The organism is Spirosoma pomorum (assembly GCF_054776615.1).
Map to the genome: position 1 here is coordinate 25,255 of NZ_BAAHBP010000039.1, position 15,166 is coordinate 40,420.

Consider the following 15,166-nt stretch of genomic DNA (forward strand, 5'->3'; position numbering starts at 1 on the left):
ATGCGTGTTCTTTTTTTGGTTCAGGGAGAAGGCCGTGGTCATCTGACCCAAGCGCTGTCGATGCTACAAATTCTTAAAACGGCGGGCCACGCTGTAGTAGGCGCTATAGTGGGTGTTACCCCTCAGCGCGACGTTCCAGCATTTTTCAAAGAAGCTTTTCCTGCGCCTATTACGCCGATATTCAGCCCAGGTCTGGTGTATAATACGGGCACCAATGCGCTTGAACCAACTAAGACGACGATTCATGCTATCCGTTCGTTACGTCCGTTCTGGAAGAGTTTGAAACAAGTTCGAGACATTATTGAAGACAAACGGCCGGACATTGTCATCAATTTCTACGAGATGCTGGGCGGAATGACGTATGCACTTCTCAAGCCGTCAGTTCCAATGATTTGTATTGCTCATCAATATCTGGCTTTTCATCCTAATTTTCAATGTCCCAAAGGGCAATGGATGTATCGGCAGGCGTTTAAGCTCAATACACTGCTGACCTGCTTTGGGGCCACAGAGTTATTAGCACTCTCATTCGACAAACAGCCTGACGCTCCCCAACGCCGTCTTCGAGTAGTCCCCCCCCTGCTACGGCGGGAAGTCGCGGATCTGAAGCCTGTAGACGAGGACTTTATTCTGGCTTACGTAACGCAACCCGGTCTACGCTCTGAGTTAGAAAAAGCTCACCAGGAGCGGCCGGACTTAACCATGAACGCTTTCCACGCTGGTGCCAGCGGCCCGGATCAGGTTATTGATGAAACATTGACGTATCACGCTATCGACGGCAAGCGTTTCCTTGACTTTATGAGCCGCTGCAAAGCAATTGTTACAACGGCTGGCTTTGAATCAGTTTGTGAAGCCGCTTATCTAGGTAAACCTGCCCTGATGATTCCGCAGCCCAACCACTACGAGCAGGCCTGCAACGCTATCGACGGCCAACGAGTGGGTGTTGGTTTAGCAGCTACGCATTTCGATCTTGATCAGTTCATGGATTATTTACCTCAACACGACCCATCCGTCAGTGAACGATTCCGCGCCTGGCAACAGCAGGGGTACTTTATGTTTCTTAACGCCATAAACCGAGCTACCACTTCGGGGAGTCAGCGTTCCGACGGTTTTCTTCTGCCCCGTTTGCGGCAACTATTACGCTCCTAATCGGTAGAAGAACTGTAGAGGGTCAGCGTAACGAAATGAATAGGCAGTCGCCTTCTTCAGCTTTTCTGCGCTTATTACTTTGTAATGGACTGGGATTTCTGGTTCAACGAACGTTGGTTGTTCATAACCAAATTCGGTGCAGCTTTTCTGATAGATGTCTTTTCGAAGAGGATGTTCTGGCGCAACGGCATTAAAGACGCCAGTACTCTTTTCCTTTAAAATCGTTAGAAGAACGCCCACGGCATCGTCCTGATGAATGTAATTGACGGGAACGGCTCCTGTATCTACTGTTCGACCGGCTATATACTTGCCTGGAATACGATCATACCCTAGAAGACCGCCGAAACGTACAACCGTTACGTCCCAGTTTGGCTGAAGAGCCAAGATGGCCTTCTCTGCTTGGACGATAGCCGGTGCCGCCGATTGAGATGGTTCTACAACATCCTCTTCGACGGCAACTTGATTATTTTCTGGATAAACAGAAGTAGAGCTAACTAAAACGACCTGCTTAATCGATATTTTCTCAATTTCTTGTGCAAGCTGTTTGATTTCTTCCGGATAAAAATCGTCACCCATTTTTCCAGCTCTGGGCGGTATAAGGATAACGATCGCATCCGTATCCAATAGGGCAGAAAGATCCCCGACAGGTTTAGGATCAAATTTAAGGATGTATGGCTGTATCCCTTTATCTTTCATTACAGCAAGTTTATCCTGTGTAGTCGTGCTGCCTTTGATTATGTAGTTTTCTGAGATCAACCGCTCGGCCAGTGGCATTCCCAGCCAACCACATCCAATTATCGAAACACGTTGTATAGACATATAGAAAAACAATGGCCAGATTAATGACTCTGCAAACGTAGCAAAGACATCAATCCGGCCAAGCGCCAATTTGTTCCTGGTTTATAAACTCAGGCCAAAGCTGATTGCTCGCACATCTGGTCCCTGACCTACTTTAAATAGTGGACTTAGGTCATACTTAACGAAGAAACCAGTACGTCGAATACCAATATGCGCAATTAAGCCATAGCGCAAATCGTTGAGCCCGAAATCAGAGTGACGACGGTCTTTGCCTCCGTCTTCCTCTTTGATTTTCCGGTAACTGTCTAAGCGGTAGTTTCCATACATACCCAGCCCAAAGTGCCCTATCTTCCGACCATTATCATTATAGAAAGTTAGTCGGGGAACTACAGGGATACCCAATGTACAAACCGTAAGTTTAGACTTATCCAGCGTTCGCCCTGCTGGCGTAAAGGCAATTCCAGTCGGTGTTTTCTCAGCGATCACGTCTTCTTCAAACATGAAATTGTTCCAGGCTACTTCCAGCCCATAATACAATTTCAGTGATACGTGTTTACCCTCAACGATGGTCGGCATACTACCGAATGCCAGCGCGATATAGCGAGAGCCAATGGGACGTAATTTGTAACTTTCTTCAGGATAAGCCGGAAGGCTCGACTGCTGGATAAAATTCGTCAGGCCAATGCCAAGGCCTTCGAAGCTGATTTTCTGTCGGTCAGACTGTCTTCTTCTTCGACGCTCTGAGGTTGCTGTTTTGTAGTCGTTTTCGTGCTTATCTGAGGTCGTCTCTGTTTGTTCCGAATTACGAATCACAACGCTTATATCGCCCTTCCTACGAGTTACCACCAGAACGGTATCTTTGATATATTTCTCGCCTTCCTGTTCGTTGACCGAAACGGCGGTCTTTCCGTCAGGTAGCGTATCCAGTTTCATGCCCATATCTCGTACGATTTTATTCAAATCGTAGGCAGACAAAGCTTTGATCCCGTTTTTGTCAGGCGCATAAATTACCATTCGAGTCCGATTCGCGAATTGAATAACTAAGGAGTCCGCGCTCGGTCGAGCCTGAGTGAGAATGGATGTTACACTTAGTAAGGCGAATAGTATCAGGCTAAAAGTTCGTTTCATTGTCTGGCGGGTTTATTCTTTTGAAAGCTATGTTTCAGTTGGCCATAAGCACGGTCCAAAAGGCCTTTTTCATCGTCTTCGACAGAGGTTCCAGCGACAGCAGTTTCACCTGTTCTTATCCGTTGAATTTTCCGCCAGAGTTTACCTGCCCCCGTTTCGTTCGTGTTTTTATTGACAGCTACTACTTTTTGGTCAGCCTCCTGCGCCGTTTGCTTGGCTGCTACCAGTACGTCGGGCTCAGCGATCGTCACTACCAACGTTCGTGGCGCACTCGCAGCTGGCGTAGGCGTTACGTTGTCTTTTACGGGTGCTGAAGTTATAGACGCTACTTGCTCTTCGCTGTTGCGTTCTATTACTCGAGGCCCTGAAACGTTCTTTTCTCTCGTCGATCCAGCCTGCGTTTTACGGTTTTTGGGCTTGGTCATTGCCACTGCTCCGACGGTTTGTTCTTCAGAGATTAGAGGTTCAGCAACCTCTGGGTTTGATTTAGGAATAGGATTCGCAAAATGCACATTAGGCCCAGTTTGTCGCACGATTGCTTCTGAAGCTTCTTTCTTTATTTGTTCTACAGGACGTACTGGTTGGGTATGCCTAGCGATCGTTTTTTGCGTATTGACGGCAGCAAGTTTTTCCTGATTTGTAGACTGAGCATACCAACCCAACGTAGCTACCAACACAATGCAGGCCGCTGCGGCAATAGACCGCTGGAACGTAGGCGTCCGCCAGAGAACAACTTTCTCAGGTTGCTTCTGCTGGGTCATGCGTGCCTGTAAACGAGCAAATCCTCGCTCGTCTGGTTGTATTGACAGATTAGTCAGCTTTCGGGCAAAAAGCTCGTCAACTGGCTGTTTTTTGATAGGTTCGTTCATTGTGTTGTTGCTGTTCTAATTTTTTCAGGCTGGCTTGTAGTAAAGTACGAGCCCGGCTTAATTGAGACTTTGATGTCCCTTCCGATATACCAAGCAATTCGGCTATCTCCGCATGGGTATATCCCTCAATAGCATATAGGTTGAAAATGCTACGGTAGCCTTCGGGCAGTTGCCCAATAAGCCGAAGTAGGTCGTTTTCATTTAGTGCTGCATCTGCCCAATCATAATCAGGTTCGACTAACGTATCATCAAGAGCTACTTCTTGGCGTAACTGCTTATTCTTACGCAAAAACATGAGCGACTCTGTCACCATAATCCGCCGAATCCACCCCTCAAAGCTGCCATCTTCCCGAAACTGGCTTATCTTTTCAAACACCCGCATGAAACCGTCTAACATGACCTCTTCAGCGTCATCTCGATTGGTACAATAACGGGTACAGACAGCCAGCATTTTCCCGGAGAAGCGTTCATACACTAGCTTATGCGCACGGCTTTCCCCCCGTTTCAACGCAGCAATCAATTGCGTTTCCGTCGTGAAAAAAGGTATAATTCGTAGCATATCGATCCGAGTTCAACAGCAAGATGCAAAGAGTGGGTCGCTGGGTTGCATGAGGATCAAATTATTTTAAATACTTTTTTAGATTTCTCTTTTCCTCACCAACAGAGCACAAAAAAAGGGCTTTACAGCCCTTCTTCGTACTTGATTCCTGCTACGTAGTATAGCCAGATGATTCGTGAGATTCTAAAATTAATGGGAGCAATCAGCACCATAACAAGAGCTACTGAAGCAGCGTAAACCCATCCGTCAGGATCTCCACCAAAATAAAACAGCATGAATCCCATAACCAGCGCTACTCCACCCGATATGGCGTAACTAATATACATAGCGCCAATAAAGTATCCTGGCTCAATTTCGTAGCGCAGTCCGCAGTGCGGACAATGCTCATACATTTCGTCAAACCGCTTTAGGTTGTAAAACGGTTTAACGAAAACTTTCCCCTGATGGCATCTAGGACAAAGCCCTTTTGACGCGGCTAGTAATTTCGAGTCGCTTTCCATATTCGCTTTTACTATTTCGATACCATAAGTAACCGATTGACATAACCAGCAGGTATGGTACTACCAATAGGTAAAGAATACCTAGATTCAATTGCGATGCGACTACACTACGTCCATTGCTCACAGTGCTTTCGACTGTTCCGCGGCACATGGCACATTGCGCCATCAAATCAGGCGTCAAAATCAGAAAGAAAAAAAGAGCAAACCACACAAATCGATTTCTCATAGCTCTATATCGAATGTAAATAGTACGGTTTAATCAATAAGTACACGATCACTCCGGTTATGCTTACGTACAACCAAATAGGAAAGGTCCATTTGACCGTTTGTTTGTGCTTTATTATCTGATTAGTTAACGCAAAGTATACCGCTCGCAGCACAAACCATACAACAACAACTGATAAGACAATGTGCGAGATCAGTAAGAAGTAGTATACTGGTCTGATCCAGCCCTGCCCACCGAACGGAGTTGAGTCGTGCGTTAGATGATACAACACGTAACTAACCAGGAAAACAGAACCTAACCCGAACGCAATCAACATAGTGACTTTGTGGGCTGCTACGTTTTTCTGCTTAATAAAATAGAAACCAACTAACAGCATGATAGCAGTCAGTGAGTTTATAACTCCGTTAATATGAGGTAAAAAATCCGTCCACGATCCTAAATCCACTTTTTGACGAATGCCTAGAAGCAGTGCGACAACAATCGGAATGGCTAGTGACAGAACGTTAATTACCCGATTAGCTTTTTGCTCTTGAACGGGCTGTATTGTTTCCATAGACTTACTGCTCTTTGCTATAGATATCTAGAAGAATTCTGATTTCCAGAATCAACCGATCTACATCTTCCTTGTCGGTACCGTCATAGAAACCCCTGACAATACCTGACTTATCTACTAAAACCAACTTTTCGCTGTGAATAAAAGTTTCGTCCGGCTTACCATCCTTTACACCAGCATCGACAACGGGCAAATAGAAGCCATGCAATCCCAGATCATATATTTCAGCTTTACTTCCAGTTAGAAAATACCATTTGCCAGGAATCGCTTCGTATTTGTTAGCGTATTCTTTTAGCTGCTCTGGCTGGTCGTGTTCTGGATCGATACTAAACGACAAAAAGCGAATGTCATCTTTTGATCGGAATACATCCTGAACCCGGGTTAACTGCGACGCAATTTTAGGACAAATGGTGCCGCAACGCGTAAAGAAGAAGTCCGCTACATATATTTTATCCTTCACAATCGACTGATCGACAATGTTACTGTCCTGATCAATCAGTTTAAAGGGTGGTATATGATTATAAATCGTGTCTTCTACTTCACGCCCGTCCGGAAGCTTGACCATACCTATTAAAGGCTCACCTCTTGTCGAATCTATCTTTGGTAGATAACGGGGAAGGGAAAAATGATTTTGCGTACCGTATCGAAGGAATAGATACAGCAAAGCCGGGACCAGCAGTACAACTAGCAGGATCCCGGCTTTCTTGGTATTACTCATAAGCTACCTCAATTCAAAAATCGACTCGCCTTCTGTCATTAATGCAATAAGTAACCAGATAACAAAGATGACGGGAATCGTAATGGCCCATATGAGGCTTTTGACTTCATGCTTCAAGTGCATGAATTCACCAACAATATAGAACGCTTTGACCAGCGTCATTCCTACGAAGATAGAGGTACGTAACGTACCAGCCGGCATAACGTAAGCTAACGTAAATTCGAATGCAGTAATAACTGACAGAATAATGAATGTCCGCCAGATCATCCCTGTTTCTGCTGGAGCCACTTCGGTACCAGCGTGATCGTCGTGATCGTGATGTGCGTGATCAGCCATGATTGTATAAACTTAAACCAGGTAGAAAAAGGTGAAAACGAATACCCAAACCAGATCGACAAAGTGCCAGTAAAGACCTACTTTTTCAACCATTTCATAGTGTCCACGGCGTGCGTACAAACCCGTTGCTGCCCGATAAAAAATCAGGATATTCAAGATAACACCACTGAGAACGTGAGTACCGTGGAAACCGGTGATAAAGAAAAACAGATCAGCAAAGGCTGGTGGTCCATACTGATTTTCGACTAGATTAGCTCCGAAGATGGTACGCTTTACTGTCTCTCCATTAATCAGTTCAGTGATCACAGTACCTTGTTCGGTTCCATGAATAAAGTGACTCCATTCCCATGCTTGGCTGCCTAAGAACGTAAAACCACCCAGGATGGTCCACAGCATATACTTCTCAACATCTTTGCGGTCCATCCGGTGACCAGCTTCTACAGCCAGTACCATCGTTACGCTACTAAAGATGAGAATAAACGTCATGATACCGACGAAAATCAGCGGGAGATGAACGCCGTGTACAAACGGTACTGCGTTATACACCATTTCAGGAATAGGCCAATACAAGTTCGAGAACTTGAAGACTTCTCCATAAATTGCCGGATCCCAGGCAGGATAACTGTAACGAATCAGCCCGTACGTCACCAGCAATGCTGAGAAGGTGAACGTATCTGAGATCAGGAAGAACCACATCATCAACTTGCCATAACTGGCATTCATTGGTTCGACACCACCCATCCAGGTTTTCTTGTCGAACGTTGAATCAGTTGCTACAGTGTGTGTTGTCGCAGTAGCCGCCATGCGTCTAAAAAATTATCAATGAAAGTAGACTAAAAAGAAAAACAAATACAACCACAAAATGTCTAAAAAATGCCAGTACGCAGTCGCTATCTCAATCTGATTCAGGTTTTTAGCATGAATCCGAACCCTAAAAGCTGCTACTAATGCAAAAATCAGAACAATCAATCCAGAAATCAGGTGAAACCCATGTAATCCAGTAAAGATGTACATGAACGAACCTGCGGGATTACCAACAAAGAAAACATTTTGGTTAACTAGCTCTACCCAACCTTGAAATTGCATGTAGAGGAAAGCCATGCCGAGTGCAAAAGTAACAGATATCGCTATCTTCAAACTGCCGAAGTTATCTTTTTTTGCCGCTAGGTAGGCCCAATGCATCGTGATACTGCTTAATACCAGTACAACAGAGCTGTATGTGAATACCGCTGGAATATCATATTCCAACCAGTTACCTTCTGCCCGACGCACCAAATAGGCACTCGTCATAGCAGCGAAAAGCATAATAATACTAACAATGAATAACCACAAGATGAACTTGCGGGGATTCATTGACAAAGTTTCTTCTGGCTCTTCTACAAAAGAAACGGGGTCAGCGATTTGGTTTGCCATCATCAAATTTTATCTAACAAGTAAGCAACCTGAACGACGGGCAGATATAACAATGATCCAAACATCATCTGTAAAGCTGCTTTGTCTGTGCAGGTCTTCATTAGATGGAACGTCTGGGCTAAAAACAAGATTCCCCCAACGGTAGCTACTATTGCTGAAACAACTCCTGTAATTCCTAATAAAAAAGGCAACCAGCAAATTGGGATTAGAAAGACAGTATAAACCATCATTCGAAAAGCAGTTTTGCGGTTTTTCGCCTTACCAGGCATCATCTGCATTCCTGCTCTCTGGTAATCATCAAAGGCCAACCAACCGATAGCCCAAAAGTGAGGAAACTGCCACAGGAATTGAATAGCGAATAGGATGCCAGGCTCCCAACCATAATGGTTTGTTGCTGCAACCCAACCTATCATTGGCGGGAAAGCACCTGGCAGCGCACCAACGTAGACAGCAATTTGTCCTTTTGACTTTAAAGGCGTGTAAACAAACCCGTATAGAAGGAATGACAGAACAGCTATAGCTGCGGCTCGAACGTTAAAAGCTTCGGCAAAAATGTACGTTGCTATGCTAAATAACAGAAAGGCAAACGTTGATGCTTCTCGCGGAGTTAGCCTCCCTGTCGGTAGCGGCCGCCCCGCAGTTCGTTTCATCAGCTTGTCTGACTCTCGTTCGAAAATCTGATTAACAGTGTTAGCGGCTCCTGTTATCGCTAAAGAAGCAATTACAAATAGAACTATTTTGATCCAACTAACCTCATTAGTTGCTAAGCAATAGCCGAATACTCCCGAAAAGACAACCGCTAATGTGAGCTTAAGCTTAATTAATTCAACGTACGCTTTAAATTTTACCCCAACTTCACTTACCTCAAATATTCTCTGCATACTATAAACGTTGGAAAGAAACAGTTTCTGGCTGGCTCTCAATGCGTTTGCTTTGGGGATCAACACGTAACCAAGCCATGTATTGTAGACCGACCATAATCACAGCCAGCAACAAATGAACTGGCTGCATGGCAGCTGGAACACCACCATAAGCCATGATAACTCCTGATGCTATCTCAATGATGACAATCGCCATCATTGCAATACAAAGGCTGCGTATGACTATGTTTTGAGTTGCCTTTCGCAACCGATAAATCACAATTACGTGCAACGCTAGGACTAGTATTGAAAAAGAACGGTGTACGTAAAAATGCCAGTCTAAATTATCAATCCAGCTCATCCGCTGGTCGTATCCAAGCTGCCTAACTACTTGGTCCAAGGTTGTCCGTACTTGTGTGCCCAATATTACTTGACTAATTGAAACTGCCAACGTGACTAGTAACAGGCGGCTTAGTACCGCATACTGCTGCTTTGGCAATTCTGTATTAGCGGCAGAGTCAGCGCGAACAAAAACATATAGAAGTGCAAAAACAACGACGATGGCCAGCAAAAAATGAATTGTAACCATGTACTGAGCCAATTCCGTCGAAACAACTTTGGCACCTAACCATCCATTCAGTCCAATCAGAATAAAAGCTATAAAGCTTCCTACAACAATCGACTTATCACTTTTCAGAAATGAAAATGAAGCTATTAGAGTCACAAAAACAATAAAGCCTGAAAAGGCTCCAATTAGTCGATTGATATACTCAATCCATGTTTTTGTGGCATTAAATTCAACTTCTCCTTTTAGCTTCGCACCATAAATCTCCTGATAGTCAATTGGTAGCTGAGATATATGCGTTGGAGGTATCCAACGGCCAAAGCATTTTGGCCAGTCTGGACAGCCCATTCCGGACCCTGTTCCTCTGACAACACCACCAGCCAGAACGACTAGATAAATGCATAGTACTGTCAGAAGAGCCAGAGTCCGGAATCTCCGTCTTTTAGAATTAGTGAGGTTGTTTGAATTGGTCATTCAGATTTTGAGCCTCAATTTCCTTTTCCAGCCCAATCATCTCCATCTCATGAGGCAGATTCGATTCAGGGGTTTGGGAATAAGGCACATTTTGAGGAATGAAATCTTCGACAGCACCGGGTTTACTATAGTCATAAGGCCAACGGTACACAGCTGGAATTTCACCAGGCCAGTTACCATGTCCTGGTTGTACAGGTGCCGTCCATTCCAACGTGTTCGATTTCCATGGATTCTGCGTAGCTCGCTTCCCTTTAAAAATACTATAGAAGAAGTTTACTAGGAAGATGAACTGAGCTCCAAATGTGAAGATGGCCGCCAAGCTGATGAAAGCATTCATATCAGCGAAGATGTTCTTTGTGAAATCATAGCTGGTGAATGCATAGTATCGACGAGGGAAACCAGCAATACCAATGTAATGCATCGGGAAAAACACCAGGTAGATACCAATGAATGTTAACCAGAAATGGACATAGCCTAGTTTTTCATTCATCATCCGTCCAAACATTTTGGGGAACCAATGATAAACACCTGCTAAAAGACCAAAAGCCGAAGCGGCTCCCATCACCAAGTGAAAGTGAGCAACTACAAAATACGTATCGTGTAACTGAATATCGAGTGCCGCATTACCCAGAATGATACCAGTCAGACCACCCGAGATAAAGAACGATACTAAACCAATTGAGAACAGCATTGCCGGCGTAAACCGAATATTACCACGCCATAGAGTCGTAATATAATTGAACGCTTTCACTGCCGAAGGAACAGCAATAATCAGCGTTAAGAACATGAATACTGATCCCAAGAAAGGATTCATACCCGTCACAAACATGTGGTGAGCCCACACAATGAACGCCAAGAATGCAATACCAATCATTGACGCAATCATAGCACGGTAGCCGAAGATTGGTTTCCGTGAGTTTGTAGCAATGATTTCAGATGTCAACCCTAGAGCAGGCAACAATACAATATAAACCTCTGGATGCCCTAGGAACCAGAATAAGTGCTGGAACAAAATTGGCGAACCACCTACGTTTGGCAGCGCTTCTCCTTTGATATAAATCTCAGACAGATAAAAACTCGTGCCAAAGCTTCTGTCAAAAATCAGAAGTAGCGCTGCTGACAAAAGAACCGGAAATGATATCAACCCCAAGATTGCTGTCAGGAAAAAAGCCCATATGGTAAGAGGCAATTTACTGAATGACATCCCCCGTGTTCGCAGATTGATAACAGTAGTAATATAGTTTATACCACCCAATAACTGCGATACGATGAACAGGGCCATGCTACTCAGCCACAAAGTCATACCTAGCTCTGAACCTTTATGTGCTTGTGGCAATGCGCTTAACGGCGGATAAACCACCCAACCTCCAGCAGCGGGTCCAGTCTCAATAAATAGCGAAGCGAACATAACCACACCGGCAATGAAGAAGAACCAGTAAGATAACATGTTCAAGAAACCAGATGCCATGTCACGAGCTCCTACCTGTAAAGGAATCAGGAAGTTAGAGAACGTACCACTTAAACCAGCCGTCAACACGAAAAATACCATGATGGTACCATGCATAGTGACTAACGCTAGATAAAAATCAGGATCTATCTTATCGTTAGTATCGATCCAACCACCCAAGATTGGCCGTAGGAACCCTAGCTTCATGTTTGGGAAGCCCAATTGAAGGCGGAACATCACAGATAAACTGATACCAATAACTGCCCAGAAGATACCCGTGATCAGGTACTGCTTCGCAATCATTTTGTGGTCTTCAGAGAAAACGTATGTACGCCAAAAACTCTGCGGCTCATGGTGGTCGTGCTCAATATGATGAGCTACGGTCGCCGAATTACCTGTTACAGTCGCCATAGTATTTGGTTGATAGTAGTTAAAATTTACCGAATTGTTGCTGTTGCCAATGAAACACCACCAGTTGGCTGTACACGTGCCGTTGTACTATCTGCCGGAGCTGGAGCAGGCTCTGCTCCTTCTGCTGGTAAATATTTAGCGGCTTTAGCTTTCAATGAAGCTGGAATGCGATCTGCCAGTTCCGGTGTCGTATTCAACAATGGCTTCTGTTCTTTACACCATGCTTGCCAAGATGCTTCATCTTCTACAACAACGTTAATCTTCATTGAAAAGTGACCACGTCCGCAAACTTCGGTACAAGCAATCTCATATTTGAAATTAGCATTGCCCGTAATATTTCGCATTTCATCCGTGGTTTTATCTGCGATGAACCAGAAACGCGTTGGCATTCCAGGAACTGCATCCATCTTCACGCGCAGGTGAGGAATGAATACGCTGTGCAGTACATCACGAGCACGGATTTTGAGCAGCACAGGTTTATTAACAGGAATGTGCAGTTCAGACGTCGATGTAAAGTCATCGAAAGAAGCTTCGTCCGTATAGTCGATTCCTACATCATTGTTATTATTGATCAACTTGTAATTATACGCTCCCAGCTTATTATCGTCAACTCCTGGGTAACGAACAATCCAGTTAAACTGCTTACCAACGATCTCGACAACTTGTGCATCAGCAGGGGCTTCAGACATAATGTCTCGCCAAGCCCGCCATCCTGAAAACACCAGTACTGCCATGACAACAGCCGGAATAACTGTCCAGATTAATTCTAACTTGTGGTTCTCAGGATAATAAGCCGCTCTGTGTCCCTTCTTATACTGATACTTCCATGCAAACGTGAATAGAAGCGTGTTCGTGACAACAAAAGCAACCGTAATGATTCCCATTGTTAGCCAAAACAGGAAATCTGTACGACGACCGTGTGCAGTTGAAGCCTCTGGTAGGAAGTACTGAGACGAGTGTAAGTAAGACCACGTAGCACCAACGATACCAAGCACCAGAAACACCATAAATAATGCTCCATTGATCTTGTTGCTCATGCCAATATGGTCATCTTCAACAGGGCCACTTGCATTTTTAACTACCGCAGCCATCCGAGATACGACCATAGCAGCCAACCCCAGGAAGATTACCGATAATATAGCGATTATATAAACCATGCTATAAGCGAATTATAAATTAGATATCGTGATGTAATGTTTCCTCCAGCATGGGGTGATTCTTGGGAATCAAATTGGCTTTGCTTAGCTGAGATGAAAGCGTCCAGATAAAACCACATGCAAATATTAAAATCGTACCGAATTCTACGGGACCAAAGCCACCATGAGCACCCACAGTTCCAGGCATGATATTGGTGTAGAAATCAAAGTAGTGCCCAACAATGATACCCCAAGCAGCTAGCTTCAGGAAAACGTAAGTCCGCTTTGCGTCCCTTGTCATCAGAACAAGAAATGGAAAGACAAAGTTTAGGAACAGGCTAATGAAAAAAGGTGCTTTGTAGAAACCACCATAACCGCTAAAACGCTCACGGTAATAGACAGTTTCTTCCGCCAAGTTGGCGTAATAAATCAGCATGAACTGAGCGAACCATACATAGGTCCAGAAGATACTAAAGGCAAACATGAACTTGCCCAAATCATGCAGATGGCTTTCGTTCACTATCTTTAAATAACCGCGTTCTTTCAGACTAACGACAGTCAGCGTAATAATAGCCAAACCTGTTACGTGCCAACTTGCTAATGTATACCAACCAAACATGGTACTGAACCAGTGGGTATCAATCGACATGACGAAGTCCCACGCAGAAGTCGATGACGTAACAGCAAAGACAACCAGGAATGCGGTTCCGTATTTGATACTTTTCTCATAGTACTCTGTTCCTCCTTCTAGATCTTCTTTCAGGGAAAAATCACGGATTTTCATCCACAGGAAGTACCAAGACCCAACGTACACGACCAATCGGATCAGGTAGAAAGGCGTATTTAAAAAACCAGCCTTGCCAGCAATGATATGGTCATACTCTGGATTGGTTGGATCATACAAGGCCGGATTCTTCCAGTGAAATAGATCTTGACCTGCAATGAAAAACACAGCAAGAAGAACAACACCCATTATTGGAACGTAAGCAGGCATTGCTTCCGGTACGCGCTTAAATGCAGATGACCAACCGGCTTGCGCCAGATAGTTATATGAGATAAAAAACATCCCAGTAACTGCAGCACCTATAAAGTAGACGGCATTGAGCCATAAGTTAGCCCAAATACGGGTTGTCCATTTGTATGCATGAGCCCCCTCGTGTCCGCCATGGGCTTCTGCACCATGAGCAGCGTGAGCGGCTGCGTCATGACCACCGGCTCCCGACGCTAACAGAAAAGCGCCAAGTGCAACCAAAGCAACACCAGCGCCTATTCCAATAAAAAGCCGACGCTTGGATTGGTCAGTAAATTCAAATTGTTCGTCTAGTGACGGTAATGCGTGAGCCGATGCCATTCTCTGGTTTATTGTTCCCAGTTTAACTTGTAACTCCTGTCAAAATGGGATTTATAAGATACTAATTATCCTTGCTGTAACTTATGTACGTATTGTACAATCTTCCACCGGTCATCGGGCGTAATTTGCGAACCGTGTGGCCACATACGTCCTTTGCCATTGGTAATTACGTGGAAAACGTGTCCATCATTCATTGTCTTGTAAGCATCAGCGGAGTAACTAGGAACCCCTTTATACTCTTTACCTACAGGACCGTCTCCTTTGCCAGTTTCACCATGGCAGTGTGAGCAATAACGTGTGTAGAGTACTTTACCATCAGCCAGATTCTTTTCGTTCTCTGGGATTGGATTAGTTAACACTCGCTCAGCAATCTCGATACTATCCTTCGGGATATTGTAGAGCATCAAATCCGTCTTAGCACTATCGCCCGAACCAAACTTAGTTGTGTAGTTTGGCCGTGCTACTGTACCCGGAGCGGGCAGACGCATGTTCAGCCCTTGTGGGTTAATTGAGTTTTCTCTAACCTGACGGTATGGCTCGTAACCAATGGCGTCATACATCTGTGGTGCGTACTCAAGCCCCGTATCATCGTGGCCCCGCTTACAGGCAACTCCTGTAAAAAGTAACCCGACAATGGCCAGTGTCGCTACACCTTTATAGTTCGTGATCATGCCCT

General features: G+C 44.6%; 17 protein-coding genes. 1 reads left to right on the forward strand and 16 read right to left on the reverse strand.

Translation table 11 applies throughout. The features are described 5' to 3' along the window. Positions 1–1,146 (forward strand): glycosyltransferase family protein, encoded by a 1,146-nt coding sequence (locus ACYVAD_RS23985; RefSeq protein WP_461142089.1) that lies wholly within the window; start codon positions 1–3, stop codon positions 1,144–1,146. On the opposite strand, the gene ACYVAD_RS23990 is transcribed toward ACYVAD_RS23985, so the two are convergent. The 16 genes from ACYVAD_RS23990 to ACYVAD_RS24065 form a co-directional block, all read right to left on the reverse strand. Then, a complete protein-coding gene (locus tag ACYVAD_RS23990; RefSeq protein WP_461142090.1) occupies positions 1,135–2,034 on the reverse strand; it encodes a Rossmann-fold NAD(P)-binding domain-containing protein in 900 nt (299 codons plus the stop codon). The two genes, ACYVAD_RS23985 and ACYVAD_RS23990, sit on opposite strands and share 12 nt — an antisense overlap. Positions 2,035–2,046: 12 nt before the next feature. Next, the gene (locus ACYVAD_RS23995) at positions 2,047–3,072 is read right to left on the reverse strand and encodes an outer membrane beta-barrel protein (protein WP_461142091.1); all 1,026 of its coding nucleotides are present in this window, start codon (positions 3,070–3,072) and stop codon (positions 2,047–2,049) included. After that, positions 3,069–3,941 (reverse strand): hypothetical protein, encoded by an 873-nt coding sequence (locus ACYVAD_RS24000; protein ID WP_461142092.1) that lies wholly within the window; start codon positions 3,939–3,941, stop codon positions 3,069–3,071. The genes ACYVAD_RS23995 and ACYVAD_RS24000 overlap by 4 nt, the downstream gene beginning before the upstream one ends. Then, positions 3,910–4,500 (reverse strand): RNA polymerase sigma factor, encoded by a 591-nt coding sequence (locus ACYVAD_RS24005; RefSeq protein WP_461142093.1) that lies wholly within the window; start codon positions 4,498–4,500, stop codon positions 3,910–3,912. Before ACYVAD_RS24005 ends, ACYVAD_RS24000 begins: the two co-directional genes overlap by 32 nt. 122 nt (positions 4,501–4,622) lie before the next feature. Next, entirely contained in the window at positions 4,623–5,000 is a 378-nt protein-coding gene (locus ACYVAD_RS24010; protein WP_461142094.1) for a DUF983 domain-containing protein, read from the reverse strand. 230 nt (positions 5,001–5,230) lie between these two features. After that, on the reverse strand, positions 5,231–5,779 hold the full coding sequence (locus ACYVAD_RS24015) for a DUF420 domain-containing protein (RefSeq protein WP_461142095.1): 549 nt from the start codon (positions 5,777–5,779) through the stop codon (positions 5,231–5,233). Positions 5,780–5,783: 4 nt separating this feature from the next. Then, positions 5,784–6,497, reverse strand: a complete 714-nt coding sequence (locus tag ACYVAD_RS24020; protein ID WP_461142096.1) for an SCO family protein — start codon at positions 6,495–6,497, stop codon at positions 5,784–5,786. A gap of 3 nt (positions 6,498–6,500) precedes the next feature. Further along, a complete protein-coding gene (locus tag ACYVAD_RS24025) occupies positions 6,501–6,833 on the reverse strand; it encodes a cytochrome C oxidase subunit IV family protein (RefSeq protein WP_461142097.1) in 333 nt (110 codons plus the stop codon). A 12-nt stretch (positions 6,834–6,845) separates the two neighbouring features. Then, positions 6,846–7,637: a cytochrome c oxidase subunit 3 gene (locus ACYVAD_RS24030; RefSeq protein WP_461142098.1), complete on the reverse strand. Its 792-nt coding sequence runs from the start codon at positions 7,635–7,637 to the stop codon at positions 6,846–6,848. 15 nt (positions 7,638–7,652) lie between these two features. Further along, positions 7,653–8,246, reverse strand: a complete 594-nt coding sequence (locus ACYVAD_RS24035; RefSeq protein ID WP_461142330.1) for a cytochrome c oxidase subunit 3 — start codon at positions 8,244–8,246, stop codon at positions 7,653–7,655. Between the two features lie 2 nt (positions 8,247–8,248). Beyond that, positions 8,249–9,127: a heme o synthase gene (cyoE, locus tag ACYVAD_RS24040; protein ID WP_461142099.1), complete on the reverse strand. Its 879-nt coding sequence runs from the start codon at positions 9,125–9,127 to the stop codon at positions 8,249–8,251. A 1-nt stretch (position 9,128) separates the two neighbouring features. Further along, positions 9,129–10,145, reverse strand: a complete 1,017-nt coding sequence (locus ACYVAD_RS24045; RefSeq protein ID WP_461142100.1) for a COX15/CtaA family protein — start codon at positions 10,143–10,145, stop codon at positions 9,129–9,131. After that, on the reverse strand, positions 10,120–12,003 hold the full coding sequence (locus tag ACYVAD_RS24050) for a cytochrome c oxidase subunit I (RefSeq protein WP_461142101.1): 1,884 nt from the start codon (positions 12,001–12,003) through the stop codon (positions 10,120–10,122). Before ACYVAD_RS24050 ends, ACYVAD_RS24045 begins: the two co-directional genes overlap by 26 nt. A gap of 26 nt (positions 12,004–12,029) precedes the next feature. Next, positions 12,030–13,160 (reverse strand): cytochrome c oxidase subunit II, encoded by a 1,131-nt coding sequence (locus ACYVAD_RS24055; protein ID WP_461142102.1) that lies wholly within the window; start codon positions 13,158–13,160, stop codon positions 12,030–12,032. Between the two features lie 19 nt (positions 13,161–13,179). Then, positions 13,180–14,490: a quinol:cytochrome C oxidoreductase gene (locus tag ACYVAD_RS24060; protein WP_461142103.1), complete on the reverse strand. Its 1,311-nt coding sequence runs from the start codon at positions 14,488–14,490 to the stop codon at positions 13,180–13,182. Positions 14,491–14,555: 65 nt separating this feature from the next. Continuing rightward, positions 14,556–15,161, reverse strand: a complete 606-nt coding sequence (locus ACYVAD_RS24065; RefSeq protein ID WP_461142104.1) for a c-type cytochrome — start codon at positions 15,159–15,161, stop codon at positions 14,556–14,558. Positions 15,162–15,166: the final 5 nt, after the last annotated feature.

Coding starts and splice junctions, on each gene's coding strand:
- ACYVAD_RS24010 (WP_461142094.1), bottom strand. CDS start 5,000: ATGGAAAGCGACTCGAAATTACTAGCCGCGTCAAAAGGGCTTTGTCCT.
- ACYVAD_RS24020 (WP_461142096.1), bottom strand. CDS start 6,497: ATGAGTAATACCAAGAAAGCCGGGATCCTGCTAGTTGTACTGCTGGTC.
- ACYVAD_RS24000 (WP_461142092.1), bottom strand. CDS start 3,941: ATGAACGAACCTATCAAAAAACAGCCAGTTGACGAGCTTTTTGCCCGA.
- cyoE (WP_461142099.1), bottom strand. CDS start 9,127: ATGCAGAGAATATTTGAGGTAAGTGAAGTTGGGGTAAAATTTAAAGCG.
- ACYVAD_RS24050 (WP_461142101.1), bottom strand. CDS start 12,003: ATGGCGACTGTAACAGGTAATTCGGCGACCGTAGCTCATCATATTGAG.
- ACYVAD_RS24005 (WP_461142093.1), bottom strand. CDS start 4,500: ATGCTACGAATTATACCTTTTTTCACGACGGAAACGCAATTGATTGCT.
- ACYVAD_RS24025 (WP_461142097.1), bottom strand. CDS start 6,833: ATGGCTGATCACGCACATCACGATCACGACGATCACGCTGGTACCGAA.
- ACYVAD_RS23985 (WP_461142089.1), top strand. CDS start 1: ATGCGTGTTCTTTTTTTGGTTCAGGGAGAAGGCCGTGGTCATCTGACC.
- ACYVAD_RS24065 (WP_461142104.1), bottom strand. CDS start 15,161: ATGATCACGAACTATAAAGGTGTAGCGACACTGGCCATTGTCGGGTTA.
- ACYVAD_RS24015 (WP_461142095.1), bottom strand. CDS start 5,779: ATGGAAACAATACAGCCCGTTCAAGAGCAAAAAGCTAATCGGGTAATT.
- ACYVAD_RS24055 (WP_461142102.1), bottom strand. CDS start 13,160: ATGGTTTATATAATCGCTATATTATCGGTAATCTTCCTGGGGTTGGCT.
- ACYVAD_RS23995 (WP_461142091.1), bottom strand. CDS start 3,072: ATGAAACGAACTTTTAGCCTGATACTATTCGCCTTACTAAGTGTAACA.
- ACYVAD_RS24030 (WP_461142098.1), bottom strand. CDS start 7,637: ATGGCGGCTACTGCGACAACACACACTGTAGCAACTGATTCAACGTTC.
- ACYVAD_RS24035 (WP_461142330.1), bottom strand. CDS start 8,246: ATGGCAAACCAAATCGCTGACCCCGTTTCTTTTGTAGAAGAGCCAGAA.
- ACYVAD_RS24045 (WP_461142100.1), bottom strand. CDS start 10,145: ATGACCAATTCAAACAACCTCACTAATTCTAAAAGACGGAGATTCCGG.
- ACYVAD_RS24060 (WP_461142103.1), bottom strand. CDS start 14,490: ATGGCATCGGCTCACGCATTACCGTCACTAGACGAACAATTTGAATTT.